This is a genomic window from Nannocystis sp. RBIL2 (assembly GCF_026626745.1).
GTDB lineage: Bacteria > Myxococcota_A > Polyangia > Nannocystales > Nannocystaceae > Nannocystis.
Genome location: NZ_JAPNJW010000002.1, coordinates 2,621,006 through 2,639,547, shown reverse-complemented (window position 1 = coordinate 2,639,547; position 18,542 = coordinate 2,621,006). Strand labels below are relative to the sequence as shown.

Annotated in this window: 15 protein-coding genes; 8 read left to right on the top strand and 7 right to left on the bottom strand. The window is 71.1% G+C overall.

Annotated features, from left to right (window positions below; translation table 11 throughout):
• The first annotated feature begins 7 nt into the window (after positions 1-7).
• Positions 8-1,084 (top strand): hypothetical protein, encoded by a 1,077-nt coding sequence (locus tag OV090_RS35625; RefSeq protein ID WP_267709170.1) that lies wholly within the window; start codon positions 8-10, stop codon positions 1,082-1,084.
• Positions 1,085-1,391: 307 nt separating this feature from the next.
• Here the strand turns inward: OV090_RS35625 and OV090_RS35620 are convergent, their stop codons facing one another.
• Positions 1,392-2,828, bottom strand: coding sequence for a hypothetical protein (locus tag OV090_RS35620; RefSeq protein ID WP_267709169.1), 1,437 nt, complete (start codon positions 2,826-2,828; stop codon positions 1,392-1,394).
• A 104-nt stretch (positions 2,829-2,932) separates the two neighbouring features.
• Here OV090_RS35620 and OV090_RS35615 point away from each other — a divergent pair, with 104 nt between their 5' ends.
• The 4 genes from OV090_RS35615 to OV090_RS35600 all read left to right on the top strand — a co-directional run bounded on the left by OV090_RS35615 (position 2,933) and on the right by OV090_RS35600 (position 6,513).
• Positions 2,933-3,478: a sigma-70 family RNA polymerase sigma factor gene (locus OV090_RS35615; RefSeq protein ID WP_267709168.1), complete on the top strand. Its 546-nt coding sequence runs from the start codon at positions 2,933-2,935 to the stop codon at positions 3,476-3,478.
• Positions 3,475-4,347 carry a hypothetical protein gene (locus OV090_RS35610; protein ID WP_267709167.1) on the top strand — a complete coding sequence of 291 codons (873 nt, stop codon included), beginning with the start codon at positions 3,475-3,477 and terminating at the stop codon, positions 4,345-4,347. Before OV090_RS35615 ends, OV090_RS35610 begins: the two co-directional genes overlap by 4 nt.
• 408 nt (positions 4,348-4,755) lie before the next feature.
• Positions 4,756-5,655, top strand: a complete 900-nt coding sequence (locus OV090_RS35605) for a DUF4215 domain-containing protein (protein WP_267709166.1) — start codon at positions 4,756-4,758, stop codon at positions 5,653-5,655.
• A gap of 48 nt (positions 5,656-5,703) precedes the next feature.
• Complete coding sequence (locus tag OV090_RS35600; RefSeq protein WP_267709165.1) at positions 5,704-6,513, top strand: SDR family NAD(P)-dependent oxidoreductase; 810 nt, start codon at positions 5,704-5,706, stop codon at positions 6,511-6,513.
• 45 nt (positions 6,514-6,558) lie between these two features.
• Here the strand turns inward: OV090_RS35600 and OV090_RS35595 are convergent, their stop codons facing one another.
• Both OV090_RS35595 and OV090_RS35590 read right to left on the bottom strand, forming a co-directional pair.
• Positions 6,559-7,698: a hypothetical protein gene (locus OV090_RS35595; protein WP_267709164.1), complete on the bottom strand. Its 1,140-nt coding sequence runs from the start codon at positions 7,696-7,698 to the stop codon at positions 6,559-6,561.
• A 117-nt stretch (positions 7,699-7,815) separates the two neighbouring features.
• Positions 7,816-8,733: a hypothetical protein gene (locus tag OV090_RS35590; RefSeq protein WP_267709163.1), complete on the bottom strand. Its 918-nt coding sequence runs from the start codon at positions 8,731-8,733 to the stop codon at positions 7,816-7,818.
• 123 nt (positions 8,734-8,856) lie between these two features.
• Between OV090_RS35590 and OV090_RS35585 the strand changes: the two genes are divergently transcribed.
• A complete protein-coding gene (locus OV090_RS35585; RefSeq protein WP_267709162.1) occupies positions 8,857-10,479 on the top strand; it encodes a hypothetical protein in 1,623 nt (540 codons plus the stop codon).
• 96 nt (positions 10,480-10,575) lie between these two features.
• Here the strand turns inward: OV090_RS35585 and OV090_RS35580 are convergent, their stop codons facing one another.
• On the bottom strand, positions 10,576-10,752 hold the full coding sequence (locus tag OV090_RS35580) for a DUF1328 domain-containing protein (RefSeq protein WP_267709161.1): 177 nt from the start codon (positions 10,750-10,752) through the stop codon (positions 10,576-10,578).
• A 273-nt stretch (positions 10,753-11,025) separates the two neighbouring features.
• On the opposite strand from OV090_RS35580, the gene OV090_RS35575 reads away from it, so the two are divergent.
• Complete coding sequence (locus OV090_RS35575) at positions 11,026-12,372, top strand: cytochrome P450 (protein WP_267709160.1); 1,347 nt, start codon at positions 11,026-11,028, stop codon at positions 12,370-12,372.
• 51 nt (positions 12,373-12,423) lie between these two features.
• Here OV090_RS35575 and OV090_RS35570 read toward each other — a convergent pair whose 3' ends face one another.
• The 3 genes from OV090_RS35570 to OV090_RS35560 form a co-directional block, all read right to left on the bottom strand.
• Positions 12,424-16,008, bottom strand: a complete 3,585-nt coding sequence (locus OV090_RS35570) for a M1 family aminopeptidase (RefSeq protein WP_267709159.1) — start codon at positions 16,006-16,008, stop codon at positions 12,424-12,426.
• Positions 16,005-16,901 (bottom strand): ABC transporter ATP-binding protein, encoded by an 897-nt coding sequence (locus OV090_RS35565; protein WP_267709158.1) that lies wholly within the window; start codon positions 16,899-16,901, stop codon positions 16,005-16,007. Before OV090_RS35565 ends, OV090_RS35570 begins: the two co-directional genes overlap by 4 nt.
• Positions 16,902-17,048: 147 nt before the next feature.
• Positions 17,049-17,363, bottom strand: coding sequence for a hypothetical protein (locus OV090_RS35560; protein ID WP_267709157.1), 315 nt, complete (start codon positions 17,361-17,363; stop codon positions 17,049-17,051).
• 133 nt (positions 17,364-17,496) lie between these two features.
• Here OV090_RS35560 and OV090_RS35555 point away from each other — a divergent pair, with 133 nt between their 5' ends.
• Entirely contained in the window at positions 17,497-18,513 is a 1,017-nt protein-coding gene (locus tag OV090_RS35555; RefSeq protein WP_267709156.1) for a hypothetical protein, read from the top strand.
• The last annotated feature ends 29 nt before the right edge of the window (positions 18,514-18,542 follow it).

Genomic DNA, 18,542 nt, shown 5'->3' with positions numbered 1-18,542 from the left:
CGCGACGATGCTCGCCGTGTTGATGGCGGCGACGATCGTCGCTGCGGCCGAGCCGCCCCCGGGCCTGGCGCTCGACTGGACGGCGCCGCCGGGCTGCCCGGACCAGGCCGAGGTGTACGCGCGCGTGGTCCGGAGGACGGGCCAGGAGGCGGCCGACCGCGCCAGCCTGACCGCCCGCGGGACGGTCCGCGAGGCCGCTCCGGGGCGCTGGTCGCTGACTCTCGAGCTGGCCGGGGCGACCGGCGGGGGCCGACGCGAGCTGTCCGCCCCGCGCTGCGAGGAGCTGGTCGAGGCCGCCGCGCTGGTGGTGGCGATCGCGGTCGACCCGCGGGCGGCGCTGGCGACCGGGGAGGTGGTGGTGCCGGCGCCGCCGTCCGAGGTGGCGCAAGGAGCAGGTGCGAATGGACATGTCGCTGAGGACATGTCTCAGAGAGCAGGTTCGAACGGGCAGGTCTGGAAGGACATGTCCGAAGGTCCGAAGGCGCAGCCGCGGGCGACCGACGAGATGGAGGCGCCGGTGGCCGAGGAGCCGGCGCGGGCCGAGGAGCCGGCGCCGGCGGGGAAGCCCCCGGGGGTGCGGGTGGGCCTGCGCGCGGCGGCGGGGGTGAGCTTCGCCCGCCTGCTGCCGCGGCCGAGCGCGGCGGTGGGCCTGGCGCTGAGCGTGAGCGGCAAGCGCTGGCGGGCGGAGCTGGGAGGGCTGTACGCGCCGCCGGTGACGGGCGGGGACGACGTGATCGGGGGGCTGTTCCAGGCGGGCGCGGTGGAGCTGCGCGGGTGCCCGGTGCTGCGCCGCGGAGCGGTGGAGGTGCCGCTGTGCGTGGGCCTGCAGATCGGGGCGATGCAGGGCCGCGGCCGCGGCTCAGGCCTGGCGACGACGACGACCGCGCGCTCGCCCTGGCTGGCGGCGACGGTCGGGGCGGCGGTGGGGTGGCGGCCGCGCGGGCGAGTCGGCCTGTGGCTGGGGGCAGACGCGATCGTGGCGCTGCTGCGGCCGAGCTTCGTGACGGCGGGCGGGGTGAAGGTCCACGAGGCGGCGCGGTTCGGCGGGCAAGTGCTGGCGGGCGTCGAGGTGCGTCTGCGCTGAGACGCCGTAGGCTGGTGCGTCGACCTCGTGACGGCCGCGGGTGATGAGGCTGCGCGTCCGTGGGTAGCGACACGCGGGCGATGGTGGCCAGGCAGGGTCGGGCCGGCGAAGATGCGATCTCGCGGCGGATCGGCTCGCGCATGAGCTGCGCGCGGTCGACGACGGGATGTTCGGCGCTGCGCGGACGCGGTGCAGACGCATCGCTCGGGTCGGTCCGCGTGTAGTCGTGAACATGCTCGATAGAGCATGCTCGATCGAACATGCCTATAAGGACATGCTTTTAAAAGCATGTCCTGAGAGACATGCTTCAACCGCCGAGCTGGACTCGGACGGCGGCGGGGCGCGCCTCGAGGCCGGTGGCGCCGGGGACGGGGGTGGGCGGACTCGGGTCCTCGCCCGTGAGGCGGGCGTGTTGGAGGGCGCCGCCGGTGACGTAGAGCAGCTCGGCGTCGGCGCCCACGATGCCGCGGGCGAGGGCCGGAGGGAGGGTGGCGGTGGCGGGCTCGGCGACGGTGAAGGGGGCGCCCCAGTCGTCGTGGTCGAGGCCGCGCACGGCGTAGACGCCGTCGTCGTCGTAGCCCTTCCAGGCGATGTAGTAGGCGCCGTCGTCGGTGGCGACGAAGGCGAGTTCGCTGGCGGTGATGGCGAGGTCGTCGACGACTGTCTCGACGGTCCAGGCGTTCTGCGGGGTGAGCAGCTTGACGACGGCGATCTTGCCGTCGGCGGCGCGCACGTAGGCGAGCAGCAGGTCGCCCTCGGCGTCGACCAGGGCGGCGGGGGTGAGGCCCGAGACGACCAGCGGCGGCGGGGCCTGCATCGACGGCTGCCAGGCGCCGCCGGGCGAGGACTTGGAGCTGTAGAAGATCTTGCCGTTGTCGCCGGCGTAGGCGGCGTAGGTCTCGGCGGTGCCGGAGGCGAGCACTGCGGCGCTGGGGCCGAAGGCCTGGATCTGCGGCATCCCGGCGGGCAGCGGGCCGAACGGGACCCAGGTGCCGTCAGTCCACAGGGCGGTGTAGTGCTTGAAGTCGGTGCCGAGGAATCCGAGCGTGACTGTCTCGGCGACGGCGGCGAGGGCGGGGCCGTCGATGCCGAAGCCGAAGGCGCCGATCGGCTGGGCCGGGGCCCAGTCGTCGGGCTGTCCCTTGGACCATGTCGTCCAGAACAGCTCGTTCTCGGCGTCGACGTCGGCGGTGGCGCGGCGGCCGGCCCCGAGCGCGCCGAGGTGGGTGGCGACCAGGGCGGTCTCGCCGAGGTCGACGTCGAGCTCGCCGACGCTCCAGCCGGGGCCGGGGACGTAGCGCGCAGCCAGGGCGGGGGCCGTGCCGGCGCCGGCGAGGACGAGCAGCGCCTGTCCCGAAGTACAGTCGCCGAGGCAGGCGTCGTCGTCGGCGTCGCCGTCGTCGCACACCTCGCCGCCGTCGACGACGCCGTCGCCGCAGACGCCCGCGGTGGTCTCGGGCTCGGTGGTCGAGGTCGTGGAGGTCGTCGAGGTCGAGGTCGAGGTCGAGGTCGTGCCGGTGAGCGCGTCGGTGGTAGCGGTCGACGTGGTGGTGATCGGCTCGCCGGTGGTCGTGGTGGTGGTCGGCGAATCGACGGTGTCGGTGGCGTCGGGGAAGCTGCTCTGGGGGTTGGTGATCGGGGCGGTGGTGCCCGCGGGGGTGGTGGCGGTGAAGCCGCTGGGTTGCTCGTCGGTGCAGCTGACCGAGAGGAGGACGACCACGGGGAGGACGCGCGCGGGGTGCATCGGACAGGAGGATGCCCCGGAGCCGGGTGGGAGCGCCAGCGCGCACGCAGGAACCCGGGCGGAGGGGGGTGACAGAAACCGGCGGAGCTGGACAATCACGGCGGATGCCCGGCCCGAGCCCCGCCGACGACCCGTCGCTGACGCTGGCGGAGGTCTATCGTGCGCACGCGGGGTTCGTCTGGCGGGTGGTCCGGCGCCTCGGGGTGGCCGAGTCGGCGCAGGAGGACGTCGTCCACGACGTGTTCCTGGTGGTGCACCGCCGGCTGCGCGAATACGACGGCCGGGCGGCGCTGACCAGCTGGCTGTACGGGATCGCCCGGGGCGTGGCGGCGAACTACCGCCGCAGCAACGTGCGCGCGGAGCGGCGGCTGAGCGTGGCGCCTGCGCCCGGGTCGGGGCCCGATCCGGAGACCGGCGCGGCGCAGGAGCAGGCGGCGGCGTTCGTGCGCGCCTTCCTCGACGGGCTCGACGAGGAGCGGCGGATGTTGTTCGCGCTGGCCGACATCGAGGGCATGAAGGTGCCCGAGATCGCGGAGGCGCTGGGGCTCAACCTCAATACGGCGTACTCGCGGCTGCGGGCGACGCGAGAGCTGTTTCAACGCGCGCTGGCCGAGCGAGACGGGCGGCGCGGAAGGGCTGCGGCAGGATGACGACGGGACCACGGGGAGGCGAGGGCGAGCTCGATCCGCAGGCAGCGGCGGCGCTGCGGGCGTTTCGCGCCGAGGAGGACATGTCCGCCGCGGCCCAGGCCCGCGTGTGGGCCCGCGTGGCGGCGAGCACCCGGGCCGATGAGACATGGTCGAAGAGGCATGTCCGGAGAGGCATGTCCGAGTGGGTGTGGGCGGGCGTGGTCCTGGCGGCGGCCGCTGCCGTGCTGCTGGCCTCGCGCGCGGGCGTGCTCGGGCCGCTGATCGGGGCCCGCGACGGCGGGGAGGCCGCGGCCTACGCGGAGCGGCAGACGGTGACGACCGAGCCGGTGCGCGCGGGCGGCGGGGCGGGCGAGCCTGTCGGCGGGGACATGACCCGAGAGACAGATGAGGCGGCGGGCGAGGGCGCGTCGGTGGGGGCGGAGACCGAAGGGCTGAAAGGACATGTCGTGAAGGGCATGGCCGGTGGGACTGGTGCGATGCCCGCTCGAGGCGAGTCGGGGCGCGCGGAGCGGCGAGGCGAGCGGTCCAGCGCTGCGGGGGCGCGCGAGGCGGACGCGAGCACGAAGGACGGGACGAGCGCCGCGGGGGCAGAGGAGACGAGCTCGCTGGTGCAGGAGGCCGAGCTGCTGGGCCGTGCGCAGGCTGCCATTCAGGGCGGGCGCGCGAGCGAGGCGCTGGCGCTGCTGGGCACCTATGCGCAGCAGTTCCCGCGCGGAGCGCTGCGCGAGGAGCACGACGCCCTGCGCGCGCTGGCGCTGTGCGCGAGCGATCGCGGGGCCGAGGGCAGGGCGGCGGCGCAGGTGTTCCTGCGAGCGCACGGCGGGTCGGCGCTGGCAGAGCGGGTGCGTCAGGGCTGCGCCGAGCAGTGAGGGTCGCGGGGCGTGTGAATCGCCGCGAGGCTGACGCGGCGACGCGGGCAGAGGAGCGCCGAGGCGAGGAAGCGGGCCGTGAGGGACGCGACTTCTGCCGGGATGTGATGAGAGCGCCTGGAGCAGCCACGGCTATTCGCATCGACCGGCGTGCGGCGTCGCTTTGCGGTGGAGGAGGACGGCGGTTCGGCTGTGCCCGCTCGACCGAAGCGTTCGTCTCTCATGAGCAGCCGGAGACGCGTGCGTCGGCTCGCACCATGAGCGCGCGGTCGGCGTAGGCGCTCCGGCCTGCGCGCGCGGGCGCGTGGGGACTACCTGGATGCGCGATCGAAAAAAATCGCGAGGCCCGACACAGACGAGCCGCGGGGCGGACAACTACCGGGCGACCCATCTGAGGAACGACTCACCATGCATCGCACTATCCTTAATGCCCTGAAGAGCCTGAAGACCCATCGCAACCTCCTGCTCGTCGGAGCGCTGCTCGGCGCCACGGCGGCGGCATGCGACCCGAAGATGATCGGCAGCGAGCCGACAGGCGACGGGACCTGCAAAGAGGGCGACACCAAGCCGGCCGAGGACGGCTGCAACACCTGCACGTGCCACGACGGCGGGTGGGCCTGCACCGAGATCGCCTGCGACGGCCTCTGCGAGGAGGGCGAGACGAAGCCGGCCGAGGACGGCTGCAACACCTGCACGTGCTACGACGGCGACTGGGCCTGCACCGAGATGGGCTGCCCCGCTACCGATGGCCAGAGCGACACCGAGGGCACCGGGACCGAGGGCGAGCCGAACGAGACCATCGGCACGAGCGGCCCGCCGGTCGAGACCGAGGGCTCGTCGACCACCGACCCGAACCCGGGCGTCTGCGGCGACGGGGTGGTCGAAGGCTTGGAGTCGTGCGACGACGGCAACACCGAGAGCGGCGACGGCTGCAGCAGCGAGTGCCAGATCGAGGGCAGCAGCGCGCTGTCGTGCCCCGACCCGGCGCCGGCGGACCCGTACGAGATCGTCGGCGCGAAGATCGTCGGCGACACTCTGGTGGCGGACATCGAGCGCAGCGGCGGCTGCACGGAGCACGACTATGCGCTGTGCTGGGACGGCCTGTTCGCGGAGTCGGAGCCGGTCCAGATCGACCTCGAGATCTCGCACGACGCCCACGACGACCTGTGCGACGCGTGGATCTCGGAGCAGCTCGTGTTCAGCCTGGCCGAGCTCAAGGCGACCTGGCAGGCGGGCTATCAGCAGGAGCACGGCCAGATCGACATCGGCCTCGACGGCTGGGACCAGGGGCTCGAGTACGTGTTCTAAAGCCGCGGCGTGGCGCGCACCGGCCGCGGTTGCGGTAAGGTGCGCGCCATGACGCAGTTTCACGGACAGGTCGCGTGGGTCGTCGGCGCGACGGCGGGGATCGGGCGAGCCATGGCCCGCGAGTTCGCGCGCCGCGGGGCCGATGTCGCGGTGTCGGGGCGCCGTCAGGAGCGCCTCGCGGAGGTAGTCGCGGAGGTCGAGGGCCTCGGTCGCCGCGCCCTCGCGGTTCCGTGCGACGTGCGCCGCGACGACGAGGTGGCGGCGGCGGTGCAGACGATCGTGGCCCACTTCGGCCGCCTCGACGTCGCGGTCGCCAACGCCGGCTTCGGCGTGATCGGCCGGGTCGAGGACCTGACCGCCGACGACTGGCAGCGGCAGTTCGAGACCAACTTCTTCGGCGCGCTGTCGGTGGTGCGCCACAGCCTGCCGGCGCTGCGCCGCACGGGCGGCCGCCTGGGCCTGGTCAGCAGCGTGTCGGGCATCCTCGCCAGCCCGCGCGTCGGCGCCTACGCGGCGTCGAAGTTCGCGCTGCGGGCGGTCGGCCTGACTCTGGCGATGGAGCTGCGCGGCTCGGGGGTGAGCTGCACGCTGCTGAACCCCGGCTTCGTGAGCACGGAGATCGGGCAGGTCGACAACCAGGGCCAGTTCGAGGCCAGCCGCCAGGACAAGCGCCCGGCGGCGCTGATGTGGACGGCGGACGACGCGGCCCGGGTGATGGTCAAGGCGATCGCAGCGCGCAAGCGCGAGTACACGTTCACGGCCCACGGCAAGCTCGGGGTGTTCCTCGGCATGCACTTCCCGGGGCTGATGTGCTGGCTGCAGCGCGACGCCCGCTCGAAGACGGCAAAGCTGGACTGAGGGTCATGTCCGAAGGGTCATGCCCGATCGGGCATGGCCCTCAGGTCAGATGGCGCAGTAGGCGGGGAAGTCGCCGGGCAGGTCCCGGGCGTAGGGCGAGGCGCCGACGCCGTACGGGTGGTCGAAGAAGAACTGCATGACGCTGTCCTGGGCGTCGGGGATCGAGTGGCCGCCGCCGTGGTTGCACAGGAAGTTGAAGTCGTCGTTGTCGTCGAGGTAGGCGGCGTAGTCCTTGCTGGCCTGCTCGAAGCCGACGACGACGACGTCGCCGGGGCCGCCGTGGAAGATCATGGCGGCGAACTTGTTGTCGGGGTTCTGGAACGGCGGCATGGCGCCGAAGATGAGGCCGCCGGAGTAGGGGGCGGCGGCGGCGACGTAGCTCGAGCGACGGATGCTCATCTGCGCGGTGTGCAGGCCACCGGCGCTGAAGCCGAGGGTGTAGATCCGGCTGGCGTCGACGCCGATCTGCTCCCGGGCGCAGGCGAGCACCTCGTCGGCCAGCAGCAGGTCGTCGTCGGTTTCGCTGAGCACGAGCCACCACGGGAAGATGCCGGCCATCGGGTCGTGCGTGGGCGCGATGACGATACCGCCGAGGTCGAGGATCTCCTGGATCCCGAGGTCGCCGATGCCGGTGAGCGCCTCCTGCGGCGAACCGCCCGTGCCGTGCCAGTAGAATACGACCGGTCCGTCGGCCTGCTCGGCGGCGTCGAGGTCGACCCAGATCCGGACGTCGCGCGGGCCGTCGAGCCCCGCGGGGTGGAAGTCGACGTCGCCGTCGACGATGTCGGGGCAGTCGGCGGTCGGGACGGGCAGCTCGGGGGCCACTGGGTCGACGCCGGTGGTCGAGGTAGTCGAGGTGTCGGTGGTCGTGGCGTCGGTGGTCGCGTCGCCGGTGGTCGAGCCGTCGGTGGTCGAGGTGCCGTCGGTGGTGGTCGTCGTGGTGGCCGGGTCGGGCTCGCTGGTGACGGGCGCGCCGGTGGTGACCGGGTCGGGCGAGCTGGTCGAAGGGTCAGGTGGTTCGCCAGTCGGCCCGGGGTGGGTCAGGCCGGTCGTGCCGATGCTGTCGGTGCCGTCGGCGCCGGTGCTGGTGTCGTCGCCGCCTTCGGTCAGGGTCGGCGCCTCGAGCTCGCCGCAGGCGACGGTGAGGAGGAGGAGGAGAGGACTACAGGCGAGGACTCGAGGCACCGCGAACCTCCGGGCAGGCGAAGGCCGTCATGACAGCGCACACGGCGGTCCGCAGTCAAGCGCGAGGACGCGGAGGTCTCCTCGCCCCGCAATGGAGGCCCTCGGGGCCGCGCGCGCTCAGCCGGGCTGGATCGGGAAGCAGCAGCCCGTCGAGCAGTAGTAGCCCTCGGCGCAGTTGCTGTTGCCCATCATGTCGATGGTGCAGGAGTCGAAGCCCTCGCAGGTGGGATCGTCACAGCCCTCGGGCGGCTCGGTCTCACCGAAGCAGATCTCGCAATCCTCGGGGTGGCACTCCTGGTCGCAATCGTCGTTCTTGGTGCATTGCTGGCAGCTGTCGATGTCCGCCAGCGTGCAGTCGGGGTCGCCGAGGAAGATGTCGTAGGTCATGCCGTCGACCTCGACGGTGCAGCAGCCGAAGCAATCGCAGCCGTTCGGGACCTGGCAGTTGTCGAGGCACTCCTGCGACTGCATGTCCGGGCAATTGTTGAAGTTGGGATCGTACGGGCAGATGTCGCCGCCGGGGTTGGCGGGGTCGCACTTGAGGCTCCAGTTGCACTTGTCATCGCCGGCGCCGGAGTTGCCGTCGAAGAAGCAGTCCTGGTTGCACGGGTCCATGTTGTCGCCGGGCAGGCCGGTGGCGAAGGTGTCCTCGCGGTCGTCGCACGGCGAGATGCACTCGGGGTCGGCGAGGTCGGTCTTGCCGTCGCCGTCGTTGTCCATACAGTCGCCGCAGGCGAGCAGGGCGCCCTCGCACTCGATGGGGACGCACGTCAGACCCGCGGTGGTCGAGGTGCCCTGGGTGCCGGTGCCGGTCGCGGTGCCGTCCTCGGTGGTCGTCGGCCCGGTCGTGCCGGGGCCGGTCGTGGTCGAGGTGGTCAGGTCGGTGGTCGCGTCGGTGAGGTTGATGGTGGTGTTCGCAACCGACGTGCTCTCATCGGTGGTCGCCGCCGTCATCGTCTCACCGGACTCGGGGGACTTGCAGGCGAAGGTGAGAGTCACTGCAATGAGGGAGAGACGCGGCGCGATCGATCGCATGGTGCGACTCAGACCTGGCCGGCGGCGACGATTCCAACCTCGTCACAAAGGATGACGGTCGAGGTCGCTGGCGCGCACGCGAACGCGGTTGGAACCAGGCGATCGTCGGCGGTCCAAGCGAGCATGCCGGATTCATCCATTGGAAATCTCGCAGGTGTCGCCGTCCTCGCGCTCGCGCTCGCGGGCTGCCAGAAGGAAGAGGAGGAGCCGCTGCCCGAACAGCCGAAGCTGGCGGCCGGCGCGGCGTGCGACCCGGCGGTGCGGCCGGTCGAAGAGACGCCGGAGAGCGAAGACGACGCCGATCCGCAGCCGATTTGCGGGCCCGGGCTGGCGTGCGAACCACTGGCGGACGGCGAGGGCCACGTATGCGGGACGGCGCTGTCGCTCCGCGGGCGCGTGACCGACTCGGCGAGCGGGAGCGGAATCGACGGGGCGCTGGTGGCGGCGCTGGGCGAGCTCGGCGAGCCGGTGACCGATGTCGTAGCGACTGACGCGTGCGGCGACTACGACCTGCCGGTGAGCGTGCGCCGCAAAGCCGACGGCAGCTACGCGGAGTCGCTGAAGTGGACGCTGTCGGTGTCGGCCCGCGACTACCAGCCGTTCCCGACCGGGCTGCGCCCCGCGTTGCCGATCGATCTGTCCGACGCAGCGCCGGCGCCGGAGCCGGTGGACGAAGAAGATGCGGACGAGGAGGCGCAGACGCCGGACGTGGTCGACAACGCGGCGACCCACGTCGCGCTCCTCTCGCTGGGCGCCGACGCGGCGGGAGTGACGATCGTCGGCACGCTCGGCGAGGGGACGGCGGGCACTCTGGTGATCGCGGAGGGCGCGACGACGCCGGCTCCGTACGCGATCGCGGACGCGTCGGGCGCGTTCACGTTGTTCAACGTGCCGGCCGGAGCGGTGACGATCCGCGGGTATCGCCAGGACCTCGAGGTCGAGCCGCAGGCGATCACGGTGGGTACGAGCGACCTCGCCGACGTCGCGCTGTCGGTGATCACGACCGACCCGGCGATGCTGGCGACGGTGACCGGCGACCTCAACATCGTCGACCCGGGCGCGGGCACGGTGACGAGCGTGGTGCTGGTGCCGGCGAGCGTCTACAACGAGCAGCTCGAGCGCGGGCCGGTGCCGCTCGGCCTGCGCGACCCGCCGCCGCCGGCCGCGCCCGACGTGAGCGGTTCGTTCTCGCTGACGGGGGTGCCGAGCGGGACGTACAAGGTGCTGGTGGCGTTCGAGAACGATCAGCTGGTGCGCGACCCGGACGAGGGGATCGCGGGCACGCAGGTGCAGGAGATCGTGGTCGAGCGCGGACAGGCGACGGCGGTGCCGGAGAGCTTCAAGGTGACGGGGGCGCTCGAGATCGTGGGGCCCGGCAAGGAGCGTCCCGAAGTGGTGGAGGCGACGCCGACGTTCCGGTGGATCGACGACTCCAGCGAGGAGGGCTACGACCTCGTGGTGTTCGATGCGCTCGGCAACGTGACGTGGGAGGCCGAGGTGCCGGCAGGCAACGGCGGCGAGGTGTCGTTCGCCTACGCCGGGCCGGCGCTGCAGGCGGGGATGTACTACCAATTCCGGGTGACGTCGTGGCGCCTGGTCCAGGACGAGCGGCGCAACATCTCGCGCACCGAGGATCTGCGCGGGGTGTTCGTCCACGGCGAGGGCGAGCCGGTCGCGGAGTGCGAGGCGCCGGAGGCCGGCGAGGAGACGGCGGGCGAGAGCAGCAGCTCCAGCGACACCGAGTGAGCGCGACGTTCGCGGGTGGAATGATGATGGCCCTCAGGACATGCTCTCGAAGTCATGTCCTTGGGGTCATGTTCATGAGGGCGCAGGCCCGAAGGCTCAGCGCGGCAGTTGGTCGCCGGCGATGAGGCCGGCGAGGAGCATCAGCGCGAACACGCCGAGGAAGATGTAGAACAGGACCTGCGCGACGTCGGAGGCGGCGTTGGAGAGGCCGCTGAAGCCGAACACGGCGGCGATCACGGAGATGATGAGAAACACGAGAGCCCAGCGCAGCATGCGACGGTCCTCCTGCTCCGGTCGATAGCCCAAGACGGAGGCCTGACCAGGGGGCCCGGGCGAGAGCGAGGACGCAGGCCGCGGGAGGTCGCGTCCGCGGAGGGCGGCGGCGGGGCGGCGGCAGGGGTCCGCGGGCGGCGCCAGATTGCCCGCAGATGCCCGAATTCGGCCGAGCTCGCCGATGCGGGCGCTCGCCCTCGCGGGCTGGACGGTGCGGGGGTAGTTGCCGTCGGTCCGCCCGCCGGGCAGCATGCGGGGGTGACGAGTCCTACCGTGTCCGAGCCGCCTCGCCTGCCGCCGGGTCGCTCCGGTCTGCCGTTCGTCGGCGAGTGGTTCCAGCTCCTGTTCAACCCGCGCTTCGGCGCCGAGCGGCGGGCGGAGTTCGGGCCGGTGTCACGCACGCGCCTGTTCGGCCGCGACATGGCGCTGCTGGCGGGGCCGGAGAACAACCTGCTGCTGTTCCGCGGCGAGCACAAATTCGTCGAGGCGACCTGGCCGGCGAGCACGCTCAAGCTGCTCGGGCCCAACACGCTGTCGACGCAGGAGGGCGAGCTGCACATGCGCCGGCGCCGGCTGCTGGCGCAGGCGTTCCGGCCGAAGGCGCTGGTAGGCTACCTGCCGCTGATGGAGGCGCGGATCTCGGCGGCGATCGAGCGCTGGCTGGAGCGCGGCGAGCTGGCGCTGTATCCCGAGATCCGGGCGCTCACGTTCGACATCGCGGCGGCGCTGATGATGGGCGCGCACGAGCGCACCGACGCGGCGCTGGTCGACGACTTCGAGACGTTCGCGGCCGGGCTGTTCACGATCCCCGCCGACCTGCCGCTCACCGCGTTCGGCCGGGCCAAGCGGGCCCGGCGGCGCCTCATCGCGCACCTGCACGCGGCCATCGACGCCCGCCTCCGCAGCGGCGAGGCCGGGCGGGACGTGCTCGGGCTGCTGCTCGCCGCCCGCGACGACGACGGCTCGGCGCTCGGTCGCGAGGAGCTGGCCGAGCAGATGCTGGTGCTGCTGTTCGCCGGCCACGAGACGCTGACCTCGGGGCTTACCAACTTCTGCATGTTGATGGCGCAGCACCCCGAGGCCTACGCGCGCGTGTGCGCGGAGATCGATCGGGTCGCGCCGCGCGGGCCGCTGACGGTCGAGGGGCTGGGCCGCCTGGCCGACACCGAGCGCGCGCTGGCCGAGACGCTGCGGCTGCAGCCGCCCGTGGCGGCGGCGTTCCGCAAGTGCACCCGCACGTTCGAGGTCGCCGGCTTCACGGTGCCGCAGGGCTGGCTCACGGGCTACCGGATCCGCGACACCCACCGCGACGGGGCCCTGTTCGAAGAGCCAGGTCGTTTCGACCCTGACCGTTTCGCAGTGTTCGAAGAGACATGTCCTCACGGACGGGTCCACGCGCACGCCCACGAGGGCCGCTACCTGCCGTTCGGCGGGGGAGCGCGGATCTGCCTCGGCATGGAGTTCGCGCGCCTCGAGATGCGGGCGTTCGCGGCCCTGCTGGCCCGTCGCTGCGCGTTGACGCTGGCGCCCGGGCAGGACCTGACGATGAAGCAGGTGCCGGTGCCGCGGCCGCGCTCGGGGCTGGTGACGCGGCTGTCGCCGCGGACGAGCGCCTCCTGATGCGAGGCGCTCGCCGCCGCTCCGGCCCGGCTGCGGAGCGGCGGAAGCGAGTCACACGCCCATGCGGTTGTCCTTGGGCGCGCGGTCGATGAGCTTGTTGTAGGGGTCGATGCCGACGCGCGCGGGCGGCTCGTCGACGACGACCTCGATCACGTTGTCGCCGCCGACCAGCTTGCGCCGCTCGAAGAACAGCGGCTTGCCGAGGTCGAGCTCCTGCGGGCCGGGGGCGGCGAACACCGCGACGTCGATGAAGTCGGCCACGGGCACCTCGGTCTCCTCGCCGAGCTCCGAGGCGCGCAGCTTGCGGGCGGAGACGGTGAAGCGGACCTTGTACTTGCTGCCCTCGGGGGTGACCTCGGCGGAGACGACCTTGTTGTCGTAGAGGGTGATCGTCTCGAACATGTCCTCGATGACGTACTGGTACTCGGCCGGAGTGACCTCCTTGAGGATGGCGACCAGCTCCTTGGTGGTGGTGAACGGGGCGCTCTGGAACCCGACCTGCTTGATGTAGCGGGCCAGGGCGGCGTTCAGGACGTCCTCGCCGATGTAGTCGGCCAGCGCGTACCACACCAGAGAGCCCTTCTGGTAGTGGATGTACTGCTGGTTCTCGTTGCGCATCAGCGGCAGCTCCTTCTTCTTCTCGTTGCTGCGGCCGCCGAGGTAGCCCTTGAGCTCGTAGGCGAGGAACTTGTGCATCTTGTCCTTGCCGTACTCCTTCTCCAGGACCTTCAGCGCCGAGTACTGTGACAGCGACTCGGACAGCATGGTGGCGCCCTGCACGTTGGCGCCGATGACCTGGTGGGCCCACCACTGGTGGGCGACCTCGTGGGCGGTGACGTAGAACGGGTAGTCGATGTCCTCGGGGTCGCCGGGGCGGACGCGGGCGATGAAGCCGATCGCCTCGGAGTATGGGATCGTGTTGGGGAACGACTGGGCGAAGCTGGCGTAGCGCGGGAACTCGAGGATCCGGACCTGGCGGTGCTGGTACGGGCTGAAGTTCCTGGTGAAGTAGTCGAGCGACTTCTTGACCGCGTCGATCATCCGGTCGAGGTTGTACTCGTGGCCGGGGTGGTAGTAGACCTCGATGTCGACGTCGTTCCACTTGTCGCGGCGGACCTCGTAGCGCGCCGACAGGAACGAGTAGAAGTTGAGGATCTTGCTGTCCATGGCGTAGGCGAAGCAGCGCCGGCCGTTTTCGGTCCACTCCTTCTGCAGGTAGCCCGGGGCGATGGCGATCTGGTCGGGGTCGGTGCAGACGGTGCCGCGGAAGTCGATCCAGTCGGAGTCGCTGGCGATGTACGTGTTGGCCCGCGCGGCCTCGTCGTCGATCGAGGGCATGCGCTCGCGCTCGGGCAGGCCGTGCTGCTTGCGGTCGTCGTCGTTGTCGAGCTCGAGGCCGCGGTTGTAGCCGATGCTCGGGGCGAGGCCGTCGCTGGACACGAAGCTGCCGTTGGCGACGATGCCGGTGTCGCGGCCGCCGTTGCTGAAGCCCTCTCGCTGGTCGGCGAGGTCGAAGTGCAGCGTCAGCTCGGCGCCCGGCGCGAGCGGCTCGGCCAGGCGGTGGATCATGTAGCGCATCCGCTTGTCGTCGTGCTCGACCTCGGAGGGCCGGTCGAAGCGGAGCTCGCGGATCGTCAGCTCGTCGCGCAGGTAGACGTGGACGGTCGGGATGGCCACACCTGACTTGTTGGCCAGGCGCAGGGTGCCCTTGAAGGTGCCCTGGCCGCGCGCGGGGTCGAGGTCGACGCGCACGTCGGCGGCGACGATCCGCGGCTGCGGCAGGTGCTCGTACTGCTTGTACTCGCGCTCGTAGACGGCCCGCAGCTCCTCCTCGTCGTCCTGGTCGCGGAAGCGGTTGAGGTCGTGGGTGTTGTGGCGGATGAAGGCGAACAGGCCGAGGAACACCGCCAGGAGGCCGCCGGTGGCCGCGAGCCAGCGCGGGGTGAGGCGCGCGCGAGCCAGGCGCAGGCGGGCGCGCAGGCCCTGGACCTGGCCGCGGACCAGGAACAGGCGCGCGACCGCCAGCAAGAGGCCGGCGAAGCTGAAGTAGTAGGCCATGAACCACAGCCAGGCGCCGAGGCTCGGGCCGTAGTGGTTCATGTCGGAGTAGACCGGGTCGGGGAACTGGCTGTAGCGGAACAGATTGTCGTGCACGCCCCAGAAGCTGAGGACGAGCATCACCATGTAGTAAGCGATGATGAGGCCGTTGGCGACGAGCTTCTGGTTGGTGACGACGTGGATGAAGAAGGCGAGCAGGGTGAGGAGGGCGATGCCGGGGAAGGCGACGCCGTAGATGTAGCCGAGGTAGACGTCGAGCTCGAAGTGGCCGTAGCCCTTGATCGCCTGCACGGCGATGCCGGTGAGGATCAGCGCGCCGCACAGGGTCGCCTCGACCCCGAGCAGCGCGACGACCTTGCTGGCGAACACCAGCGGGCTGCGCGTCGGGGTGGCGTCGACGAGCTGGTCGCACTTGAAGCCGCGCTCGCGCCACACCAGCTCGCCGGCGTACAGCGCCGAGATGATGACGAAGAACAGCGCCGAGCCGGTGATGACCTCGACCATCGCGTAGGTCACCGGGTAGACGGTGGTGCCGTACATGAGGTCGGCGTAGAAGGCGTTGACGACCGTCATCAGCACGGCGATGGCGCCGAGCGCCAGGAAGGCGCGCTCGCGGACGATGCTGCGGTAGTGCAGGCGCACCAGCGCGACCAGGCGGGCGAGCTCGACGCGCGGGCCGACGCTCGGGGTGACGCGCGGGAGCACCGCCGGTGCCCGCATCGCCGGCAGCTCGGGCTCGACCTTGGCGGCCTTGGCGGCCTTGGGCCCGCGCGGAGCTGCCTCCATGCGGAACATGCGGTAGGCGACGAGCAGGATGAGGGCGCCGATGCCGATCCACAGCAGACGGTTCAGCAGCAGCGCGCCGTCCATCGGCAAGAGCAGGCTGTTCTTCTCGGCGACGGTCCAGTAGCGGTTGATGAGGTTGGTGGCGTTGAAGCCGAACGGGTCGAGCAGCGCGGCCAGCTGCTCCTGCTCGATGTCGCTGACGAGGCTGTTGGCGACGCTGTAGCCGATGAAGAGGACGACGCCCTGGATGTAGACGGCGACGAAGCTGCGGGTCAGCACGCCGACGGCGAAGAACAGGGCGCTGACGAACAGCCCGGTCGGGACGACGTAGACGAGCACCGGCCAGACGTAGGTGCCGGGCGGGGCGACGCCGATCTTGTCGGCGTCGATCCACGGCATGAAGGAGCCGAGCCACAGGCCGAGCGCGCTGCAGGCGAGCACCAGGACGGTGACGACGTAGGCGCCGAGGAAGCGGCCGAGCACGAACGCCGACTTGCGCAGGCGCGTGGTGAACAGCAGCTCGTGGGTCTTGTACTCGAAGTCGCGCAACACCGCGGTGCCGGCGATCGCCGAGGTGAAGATCGTGCCCATCAAGGTGAACACCATGACGGCGGTGCTCACCAGCCACGGGGCGTTGTTCAACACCTTGCCGCCGGCGCCGCCGAAGCGGACGACCTCGGTGGTCATGGCGAGGAAGCCGAACAGCGCCAAGGCGAACGCGAACACGTAGGTGACCGGCCGCCGCAGGTGGTAGCGCACCTCGAAGCCGGCGAAGGAGAGGAGCTGGTTCATGCCGCCTCCGAGGCCGCGCCCTGGGCCGCGCCGGTGATGTGATAGAAGTAGACGTCCTCGAGGTCGGGCTCGACGGCCTCGAACTCGGGCCCCGGCGAGCCCTCGTGGAACACGTGGATGACGGGCCGGCCGGTGACGAGCCGGGTCGAGATGACCCGCAGCTTGCGCTGCATGTCCTCGAGCTCGGCCCGCGACACGACCCGGCGCCAGATCTTGCCGCGCAGGCCGTCGATCACGGCCGCCGGCGCGCCGCTGAACTTGACCTCGCCGGCGGCGATGATGGCGAACTGGCTGCACAGCTCGCGCACGTCCTCGACGATGTGGGTGCTCAGGATGACGACCACGTCCTCGCCGATGTCGGCCAACAGGTTGAGGAAGCGGTGGCGCTCGGTCGGGTCGAGGCCGGCGGTGGGCTCGTCGACGATGACGAGCTGCGGCCGTCCGAGCAGGGCGATGGCGATGCCGAGCCGCTGCTTCATGCCGCCGGAGTAGCCGCCGACGGCGTTCTTGCGCGCGGCGGTGAGGTTGGTCTGCTCGAGCAGCGCGGCGCACTGGGCCTTGCGCTGCTTGGCGTCGACGATGCCCTTGAGCACCGCGAAGTGGTCGAGGATCGCCTCGGCGCTGAGGTTGGGGTAGAGCCCGAACTCCTGCGGGAGGTAGCCGAGGACGCCGCGCAGGCGATCCTTCTGCGCGAGCACGTCGATGTCGCCGAAGCGCACGCTGCCGGTGTCGGGATCTTGCAGGGTGGCGATCGTGCGCATCAGCGACGATTTGCCGGCGCCGTTGGGCCCGAGCAGCCCGAACATGCCGGCGCCGATCGTGAGGTCGACTCCGCGCAGAGCACGGACGCCGTTGGGATAGGTCTTCGAGAGGTTGCGGATCTGGAGCTGCATGCGCGGTCCTGCTCGGAGCATATCCGAGGCTCCGCTTGGACTACCCGCGACAGCTCTCAGTTTCGCGCCGACGCACGACAAAGCCCCGCCGGGGCGATGCCGCCGGCGGGGCGCAGGCGCGACGCGCCCGATCACAGGATCACAAGATCACTGGATCTGGACCGCGATCCGGCGCGCGCCGTGGCCGTCCCACAGCGCCTCGTAGAGCGTCTTGCCGTCCTTCTTGCCGTCGTGCTTGCCGACGCCGAAGATCTGGAACTCGTCCCCGTCCCGGCGGTAGAAGATCGAGACGTGGGCGTGGCCCTTGCCGAAGGTGACGTGGGCGACGGACAGCTTGACGCCCGCGACCTTGACGTTGATCTGCTGCCCGCCGTAGCCCGGGTTGTCGTTGAACTGATTGAGCTTGTCGAGCTCGTTGTTGTCGATGTTTTCCCTGACGTTCTCTGCGATCGTTACCGACATCCACTCCCCTCCGAGGCCTATAGGGCACCGCAGCCGCCGGGCCCTGTCAAGGCGGGGGCCCCGACGACGAGATCGCGCAGGGCTTTCGCGCGCGCGGGCGGCGGCGTGCTAGTCTCGTGACCTGACCTGACTTATGCGTCGGCCTTTACGCTCGATCTTCGCCATCGCCTGCGTGCTCGCGCCCGCGGCCTGTAACGAACACCGGTTCGGCTTCTTCCCGGGGACCGAGAGCGACGGCGGCACCTTCGACCCGTCGACCGAGACGGACACCGCGGGGCCGACGTCGAGCCCGACGACGATAAGCCCGACGTCGATAAGCCCGACGCTGCAGCCGACGATCACCTCCGACACCGAGACGACGGTCACGTCGGTGACGACGGTCGATCCGACCGCCACCGTGACGACCGGCGTGCCGAGCGAGTGCGGCGACATCGTCCTGCCGCCGGTGGTGCCGATCACGCAGGTCGACTCGCTGCAGGCCAAGGGCGACGACTTCTCCCTCGACTGCGGCGGCGTCGGCGGCACCGACCTCGAGGTGGTGTGGACGGCGCCGGTCACCGGCCGGTTCCAGTTCGACACCATCGGCTCGAACTTCGACTCGCTGCTGGCCGTGCTCGACGGAGTCTGCTCTGGCCAGGAGCTGGCCTGCGACGACGACAGCGGCGGCAACCTGACGTCGAAGGTCGAGGTCGACCTGGTCGTCGGCCAGACGGTGACCCTGGTGATCGACAGCTTCGGCGAGAGCACCGCGGAGGTGGTCTACAACATCACGCAGGTGCAGGTCGCCGACGACTGCCCGGACACGGTGTTCGATCCGTTCGTGCCGCTGACGATCGACGGCCAGACGGCCGGCGCGAGCAATTTCCGCTCCGGCAGCTGCAACGGCTTCGAGTCGCCCGAGATCGAGGCGCAGTGGACGGCCCCGTTCGACGGGCTGTTCGTGTTCGAGGTGATCGAGGCCGACTTCGACCCGGTGCTGTACCTGCTCGACGTCTCGTGCCAGGGCCTCGAGCTGGCCTGCAACGACGACTCGAACGGGCCGTTCCCGCAGCTGTCGCGGCTCATGACCGCCGGCCAGCCGGTGATCGTGGTCGTCGACGGGGCCGGCGGGCAGTCCGGCAAGTTCCTGCTGTCGATCCACGAGGGCTGAGCCCGTGGATGGCTGCGAGGACATGTCCG